The organism is Mesorhizobium sp. M4B.F.Ca.ET.089.01.1.1, from assembly GCF_004022605.1.
GTDB lineage: Bacteria > Pseudomonadota > Alphaproteobacteria > Rhizobiales > Rhizobiaceae > Mesorhizobium > Mesorhizobium abyssinicae.
Map to the genome: position 1 here is coordinate 1 of NZ_RZOS01000273.1, position 7,756 is coordinate 7,756.

At 66.2% G+C, this 7,756-nt stretch carries 7 protein-coding genes; 2 read left to right on the forward strand and 5 right to left on the reverse strand.

The window, feature by feature from the left end:
* Window positions 1–1,015, reverse strand: a 1,015-nt coding sequence (gene xseA, locus EN780_RS22345; RefSeq protein ID WP_128275342.1) for an exodeoxyribonuclease VII large subunit, incomplete at its 3' end; no start/stop codon positions are given.
* Window positions 1,016–1,137: 122 nt separating this feature from the next.
* On the opposite strand from xseA, the gene EN780_RS22350 reads away from it, so the two are divergent.
* On the forward strand, window positions 1,138–3,366 hold the full coding sequence (locus tag EN780_RS22350) for an EAL domain-containing protein (protein ID WP_128275343.1): 2,229 nt from the start codon (window positions 1,138–1,140) through the stop codon (window positions 3,364–3,366).
* 8 nt (window positions 3,367–3,374) lie between these two features.
* Here the strand turns inward: EN780_RS22350 and EN780_RS22355 are convergent, their stop codons facing one another.
* A complete protein-coding gene (locus EN780_RS22355) occupies window positions 3,375–4,331 on the reverse strand; it encodes a LysR substrate-binding domain-containing protein (RefSeq protein WP_127283821.1) in 957 nt (318 codons plus the stop codon).
* Window positions 4,332–4,509: 178 nt separating this feature from the next.
* On the opposite strand from EN780_RS22355, the gene EN780_RS22360 reads away from it, so the two are divergent.
* On the forward strand, window positions 4,510–4,800 hold the full coding sequence (locus EN780_RS22360) for a DUF1127 domain-containing protein (RefSeq protein ID WP_127393045.1): 291 nt from the start codon (window positions 4,510–4,512) through the stop codon (window positions 4,798–4,800).
* A gap of 146 nt (window positions 4,801–4,946) precedes the next feature.
* Here EN780_RS22360 and EN780_RS22365 read toward each other — a convergent pair whose 3' ends face one another.
* The 3 genes from EN780_RS22365 to EN780_RS22375 form a co-directional block, all read right to left on the reverse strand.
* Window positions 4,947–5,951 (reverse strand): DUF937 domain-containing protein, encoded by a 1,005-nt coding sequence (locus EN780_RS22365; protein WP_128275344.1) that lies wholly within the window; start codon window positions 5,949–5,951, stop codon window positions 4,947–4,949.
* A gap of 103 nt (window positions 5,952–6,054) precedes the next feature.
* A complete protein-coding gene (locus EN780_RS22370) occupies window positions 6,055–7,428 on the reverse strand; it encodes a glutamate--cysteine ligase (protein WP_128275345.1) in 1,374 nt (457 codons plus the stop codon).
* Between the two features lie 104 nt (window positions 7,429–7,532).
* Window positions 7,533–7,756, reverse strand: a 224-nt coding sequence (locus tag EN780_RS22375; RefSeq protein ID WP_128275346.1) for an RsmE family RNA methyltransferase, incomplete at its 5' end; no start/stop codon positions are given.

A 7,756-nucleotide genomic window follows, 5' to 3' on the forward strand; every position in this document is an offset into this window, starting at 1 on the left:
GGGCCCGGCCGAGCCGGCTCGTCGCCTCGTCGAAGCGGCGGCGTGGCAGGGCCAACAACTGGTCGGGCGAGGGCAGCGCCCGCGCCGCCGCGCGCACCGCTTGGCGCTTGCGTTCGAGATTGCGCGAGGCGCAAGCTCTGAGCCGTGCTGCGAGGCTTGCCAGCGTCGCTTCGAGGTCGGCCCTGACCGGCACGGCGATCTCGGCCGCGCCCGTCGGCGTCGGCGCCCGCATGTCGGCCGCGAAGTCGATCAGCGTCCAGTCCGTCTCGTGGCCGACGGCGGAGATGACCGGAATGCGCGAGGCGGCGACCGCGCGCGCCAGGCCCTCGTCGTTGAAGCCCCAGAGATCCTCGAGGCTGCCGCCGCCGCGCGCCACGATCAGCACGTCGGGATGAGGGATGGCGCCATCCCGGGCGAGCGCGTTGAAGCCGTTGACCGCGGCGGTCACTTCCGCGCCCGCCGTCTCGCCCTGCACCCTGACCGGCCAGACCAGTACGTGCAGCGGGAAGCGGTCCTTGATGCGGTGGATGATGTCGCGGATCACCGAGCCGGTCGGCGAGGTGACGACGCCGATGACCCCGGGCATGAACGGCAGCCGCCGCTTGCGGCCGGCATCGAACAGGCCCTCGGCCTGCAGCCGGCGCTTGCGTTCCTCGAGCAGCGCCATTAGCGCGCCGGCACCGGCCGGTTCCAGATTGTCGATGACGATCTGGTAGTTGGACTTGCCGGGATAGGTCGTCAGCCTGCCGGTGGCGATCACCTCCATCCCTTCCTCGGGGCGGAATTTCAGCCGGCTCATCGTGGTCTTCCACACCACGGCATCGAGCCGCGCGCGGTCGTCCTTCAATGCGAAATAGGCGTGGCCGGACGAATGCGGGCCGCGGTAGCCGGAAATCTCGCCGCGCACCCGCACATTGCCGAACGCGTCCTCGACCGTGCGCTTCAGCGCGCCGGAAATCTCGCTCACCGTGTATTCGGTGGCATTGCTGCGTGATTCGGATGCCGTATCGCTCATGGGCCGATTGAGGGGTGGTTGCCCGTCCGCGTCAAGGCGGCGCTCAATCCGCGCTAATATTATAACGCGATCTTAAGCCCGATTTGCTTTGACTTGTCGGCAACGCAGCTGGCCAGGAACGCATGAGCGCACGCGCAAGCAACAGCCCATTGACGCATCAGGTCACGCTGACCGTGCTGATGCTCGCCGCCTTCGCGCTGGCCATGGTCGTCGGCTTCGGCTTCTACGCCACTGCCCAGGCCGATCATGTCTCGCTCGAGCGGCAAAAGATATTCTTTGCCAATGGTTTGAAGGATCAGATCGCGGCGGTGGAGCGCGAGCAGGAGAGCGTGACCGTCTGGGATGATTCCATCATCAACGTGAAGGCGGGAAACCAGGCCTGGATAGAGGAGAACCTCAGCGTCTGGATGTACTCCTATTACGGCCACAACCGGGTCTATGTGCTGGATGCCGCAAACCATCCGGTTCACGCCATGCGGGAAGGCAAGGTGCTCGACCCGTCCGTCTATGGCGAGGACGAGCCCGCATTGCTGCCCACCATCGAAAGTCTGCGCGCCAAGATGGCCGAGCCGCCGAGCGAGGACGCTTCGGCCGCGCCGGCGAAGATGGTCGGCGAAGACCTGGTGGCGCTCGGCGGCAAGCCGGCCATTCTCAGCATCATGCCGCTCGTCCCCAGCACGAACCGGCTCACCCAGGCACCGGGCAGCGAATACCTCCACATCTCGGTCGAGTTCATCAGCGACAAGGTGATCGGCAAGATCGCCGAAAAATATCTGCTGGACGGCGCACATCTTCTGCCGCTGTCGCAGCCGACCGGCTCGGCTGCCATTCCGCTGTTGGATTCTCGCGGTGTCATCCTCGGCTATATCGGCTGGGACCAGGAACGGCCCGGCCTGACGCTGGTGCGCAAGGCGGCCCCGGCCTTGGTAATCGGCCTGCTGCTCGCGGCGAGCGTGCTCGCCTTCCTGCTGCGCCGCCTGCGCCGCGCATCGTCGGCGCTGCAGACCAGCCAGGACGAGGCGCAATACCTCGCTTTCCACGACACGCTCACGGGTCTGCCCAACCGCGCCCTGTTCGAGGATCGGCTCCGGCGGGCCCTGCTCAGGACCACCCACGACACGGCCGGTCACGATATGGGGAAAGTGGCGCTGCTCTACCTCGATCTCGACCGCTTCAAGCATATCAATGACACGCTCGGACATCCGGCTGGCGACGAACTGGTGCGCCAGACGGCGGCCAGGCTCCAGCATACCGTTCGTGAAGTCGACACCGTGGCGCGCCTGGGCGGCGACGAATTCGCGCTGATCCTCATCGACATCCGCGATATCCGCGCCGCGGAGGATATTGCCGAGCGGCTGCTGCAGAAGCTGCAGGAGCCGTTCAAGCTGATCGACGATCAGGTCTTCATCAGCGCCAGCATCGGCATCGCGCTGTCGGTCGGCGCCGAGATCGATGCCGACGATCTGCTGCGCAAGGCCGACATCGCGCTTTACGAGGCCAAGAAGAATGGCCGCGGCCGGCACCAGGTCTTCGCCGGCGACATGGACGACCTTCTCTTGCGCAAGCGCAAGGTCGAGACCGAGCTTCGCAAGGCCCTCGATGGCGGTACCGGCATCGGGCTCGCCTACCAGCCGGTGTTCGCGGCAAACGGCAAGACGATCCTCGGCGCGGAGGCGCTGATCCGCTGGGGGCATGAGGTGCATGGCGCCTTGCCGGCGGCACAGTTCATCGCCATTGCCGAGGAGCGCGGCATGATCGGCCAGCTCGGCGCATGGGTGCTGCAGGAAGCCTGCCGCTTCGCCGTGCGCACCGAATTGCCGTGGCTGGCCGTCAATGTGTCGCCGCTGCAGTTGCGTGACGCCGGCTTTGCCGAACAGGTTGCATCGATCCTCGCCGATACCGGCCTGGCGCCGCAGCGCCTGCAACTCGAGATCACCGAGAGCGTGCTTCTGGAAAACAGCGATGCCTCGCGGGCGGCTCTGACGGCCTTGCGCGAGTCCGGTGTCGGCATCGTGCTCGACGATTTCGGCACCGGCTATTCGTCGCTGAGCTATCTGCGCCGCCACGCCATCGACAAGCTCAAGATCGACCGCTCCTTTGTGCGGCTGCTCGACGGCGAGGCCAATGCGGCGGCGATCGTCAAGGCGCTGATCGACCTCGCCGTCGCGCTCGGCGTCGACGTCACCGCCGAGGGCGTCGAGACCGAGGCGCAGAAGATTCTGCTGGTTGCCATGGGCTGCCGGCAGTTCCAGGGCTATTTCCTGTCACCACCGCTCGAACCGGCCCAGTTGCTCGGCCTTTCCGGCCTGGCTTCGCCGCACGACGTCGTGCCGGCGGCCGCGCGTGCCTAGGAAAGACCCTACCAGCCCGGCATGATCTGGTTCGGCTTGGTCCGCTTCATCTTGGTGAAGGCGAGCGCGGCGAAATCGAAGCTTCCCGTCTCTTCGCCGAGCGGCACCGATATGTTGTCGAGGCTTTCGCAGATGTGGCGGGCAAGCGCGTCGACGATCTCCGGCTGTGAGGTCTGGCCGCGCATGATGCCGATGCGGCAGTCGGGCAGGGTGCCGAAGCCGTCGGCCTCGCCGAGCACGCGCATGCCGGGCCGCAGCGCGCATTCGGGCAGCACCGAGATCGCGAGGCCGGAAAGCACCGCGGCGGTGATGACGGTCGCCGAGAAGCTCGAGAACAGGATGCGGTACTCGCGGTTCTGCCGGTCGAGCACGTCGACGGCGGCGCGGCGCCAGATGCAGTTCGGCCGGCCGAAGGCCATCGGCAGGATTTCCTGCTCATGCGTGGCGTGGTTGGCCGAGGTCACCCACAACAGCGGCTCGCGCCGCACCACTTCCGACTGGCCGCGCGTGTCGTTGTGCGTCACCAGGGCCAGGTCGAGATTGCCGCGCTTGATGTGTTCGACAAGTCCGGGCGTCGGCTCGCAGATGACGGTCAGCTCGACCCGCGGATTGGAGCGCGTGAAGCGCGCCATGATCTCGGGCAGGAAGCGGTCGGCGTAGTCGTCCGGCGTGCCGATGCGGATCGTGCCTTCCAGCCGCTTGTCGTCGAAGGCGGCCAGCGTCTCCCGGTTGAGGAAGATCAGCCGCCTTGCATAGGAAAGCAGCCTGTCGCCTTCCTCGGTCAGCTTGTTGGTGCGGCCGTCCTTTTCGAACAGCGGCTTGCCGATCCGCTCCTCCAGCCGGCGCATCTGCATCGACACCGCCGACTGCGTCCGGTGCACCTCTTCCGCCGCGCGGGTGAAGCTGCCGGTATCGGCGATCGAGATGAAGGTCTGCAACTGATCGAGATCGAGCGGCGCTTTCATCGGTCCAATCCATCATTGATGTTGATGCTAAAGATTAGAAACATTCGTTGGATTAATCAATCGCACGGTGGCACATTCTCCAACATCCACATGAAGGCATGTGAATCGAGACCGGAACGGCGCTCCTCCCAGCGACGTTTGCCCGGCTTCGTCTGCTCGACTCTGAAGGAAGACTGACATGACCACGTTTGATTTCGCCACCGAGACCTCGCGCATCACCACGCGTCCGGCCGTTGCGACGCGCGTGCTCAATGCCGTCGCCGATGCCTACCGCGCCTGGAAAAACCGCCGCGAATTCTATCGCCTCGGCGAGATGTCGGACGCCGAGCTCGCCGACATCGGCCTGACGCGCGCCGACCTCCACGTGGCCGTTGCCGTGCCCTTTGGCCGTGATCCGACCGTGAAGCTGCGCGCGATCGCCAGCGACCGGGTCGACACGATCGAGGATCTCGCCCGCAAGGTGGCTTGATCGAGCCGGCTGGCGCATTCGGTCGCCCTGAACCTTTTCAAGGGGCGCGGCGACCAAGGTTCATGCAGGCTCCCACTCCCTGCCGGTTCCCCCCGGCCTGCCTGCACGCTGCCCGGTCCTCCCAAGGACCGGGCTTTCTTTTCGGGCTATCGTCGATCCATGCCCCGCTTGAACTGATCGAAGATCGTCTCCATGCCCTTCTGATACTCGTCGCGCTGCTGCGCACCGGTCTCGAACATCTTGCCGAAGATATCGTCGAACGGGTTCCGCGGCCTGCCGCTCGGATTGGTCTGCGGCTGTGGCGCCTGGCGTGGCTGAGACGCCTGCGGTTGCTGCGGCGCTGGCTCGGTCCCGGGTAAGCCGAAACCGCCGCCACCTTGCCGCAGCATCTCCTCGAACATCTTGCCCAGCGGGTTGTCGCCATAGGGGCTTTGCGTCTGCGGCTGCGTCCGGCCTTGCGGCTGTTGCGCGCCGCCGCCGAACATGTCCTGCAGCACCTTGCCGAGCGGGTTGTCGCCATAGGGATTGGGCGCCTGCTGCGGCTGGCTCTGCGGCTGCTGCGCGCCGCCGCCGAACATGTCCTGCAGCACCTTGCCGAGCGGGTTGTCGCCGTAGGGATTGGGCGCCTGTTGCGGCTGCTGCGCGCTGCCGCCCGCCTGTCGCATCATCTGCTCTATGATCTCGCCGAGCGGATTGCCGCCGCCGCCGAAGCCGCCCGCCGCCTGCATCTGGTTGGTGGTCTGCTTGAACAGCCCGCCCATCATCATCGAGGCCATCGCCGGCAGCATCTGCTGCAGCACCTGCTGGCTGAGACCGGTCGCTTGCGCGGCCTGGCTGGCGACGGCCCGCGACAGCTCCTTCGAGCCGAACAGATGGCCAAGAATGCCGTTGCCCTCGTTGATGCCTTGCGGCGAGAAGGCCCGGGTCGCGTCCTCGAAATATTTGGCGTGCTGGCCGCTCGCCATCGCCGTCATGAAAGCGCCGAGCCCGTAGGGGTCGGCCGTGTTGCGCTGCAGCCCTTGCGAAAAGGCCGGCAGCAGCGCCTCGACCGCGGCCTGGGTCTGCTGCATCGAAAGCCCGAACTGCTGAGCCAGCGCCTGCATGCCGGCGCCGTTCTGGGCCTGGGCGAATATGTCGAACAGGGAAGGCATTGGGTTCTCCTCCGGGAACATCCTCGTTGGAGAAGCCTAGTTCGTTTCCATCGCTGATTGAAGCGGCTTTTGCCGCCCTCTCCGCCGGGCGGACGGCGAAGGGTCAGTAAGCATATTCCATGAACACCGGCTCGATCGAGCCTCCCCAGCGCGTGTGGTAGGCCGACAGCATTTCCTCGGCGCTGGTCGTGCCTCGCGCCACGACTTCGTCCAGCGTGTTGAGGAACGAGGTCTCGTCATAGCCGTCGCGGTTCTTGCGGGCGCGGTTCTTCAGCCCCGAGCGCGAAATGGCGAGCACGTCGCGGGCGACATCGCGCAGGGTCGTGTTGCGGAACGGCGCCGAAATGCCCAGCTCCGGCACCGCGTTGCGCATAGCCAGCACTTCCTTGTAGGTCCAGCTCGCGGTCAGCGCCTCGGCGGCCTCCAGCGCCGCCTCGTCGTAGAGCAGCCCGACCCAGAAGGCCGGCAGCGCGCAGATGCGCCGCCACGGCCCGCCGTCGGCGCCGCGCATTTCGAGGAAGCGCTTCAGCCTGACGTCGGGGAACAGCGTCGACAGATGGTTCGCCCAGTCGCCCATCGTCGGCAGCCCGTCCGGGACCTCATTGCGGGCGACCCCTGCCATGAACTGGCGGAAGGTGATGTGCGTCATGTCGTGATAGTGGCCGTCGCGGATGACGAAATACATCGGCACGTCGAGCGCCCATTCGACATAGTCGGCGAAGCCGAAATCGGGCGAGAAGCAGAATTCGAGCAGGCCGGAGCGCTGGTTGTCGGTGTCGCGCCAGATATCGCCGCGCCAGCTCTGCAGTCCGTTCGGCCGGCTTTCGGTGAAGGGCGAGTTGGCGAACAGCGCCGTCGACAGCGGCTGCAGCTTGAGCGAGACCTGCATCTTGCGGCGCATGTCCGCCTCGCTCTCGAAGTCAAGGTTCACCTGGATGGTGCAGGTGCGGTACATCATGTCGAGGCCCCTGGTGCCGACCTTCGGCATGTAGCGCGTCATGATCTCGTAGCGCGACTTCGGCATTTTCGGCGTTTCGGCGAGCGACCATTTCGGGCTGCCGCCGAGGCCGAGGAAGCGGATGCCCAGCGGTTCGGCGATCTCGCGCACCTGGGAGAGGTGCGCGTTGCCCTCGCGGCAGGTCTGGTGGATCGACTCCAGCGGCGCGCCCGACAGTTCGAACTGGCCGCCGGGCTCCAGCGAGATCGCCCCCTGGCCGGTCGGCTCGACCAGGCCGATGATGCGCCCGTCGTCCAGGATCGGGTCCCAGCCGAGCTTTTGCTGCATGCCTTCGAGAATGGCGCGGATGCCGCGCTCGCCGCCATACGGCACCGGCGCGTTGCCGTCGACATAGAACGGAAACTTCTCGTGCTCGGTGCCGATGCGCCATTGCTCGCGCGGCTTGTTGCCTTCGGCAAGATAGGCGACGAGCTCGTCGACGCCCTCGATGGGCCGGAAATCGGTTGTGTCGCGCGCCATGGGAAGCCCTCCGCAGCGGCTATCTCGCCGCCGGGCGCTAAATGGACGAAATGTCAGTAGCCGATCAAGCGAAAAATCCTGAGCCAAGGCTCAACTGGATTTGATCACCAGTCGCCGATCGTGGCCTGCATCACCGCGAGCGCGGCCACGGCGGCGGTGTCGGCGCGCAGGATGCGCGGACCGAGCGGGATGGCGGTGACGAAAGGCAATGCCCTCAGCATCTTGCGCTCGTCGTCGGAAAAGCCGCCCTCCGGGCCGACCAGCAGCGCGAGCTTTGTCTCGCCGACCGCCTGCAGCGCCGGCAGCGGGTTGTTGGTCGAGGCATCCT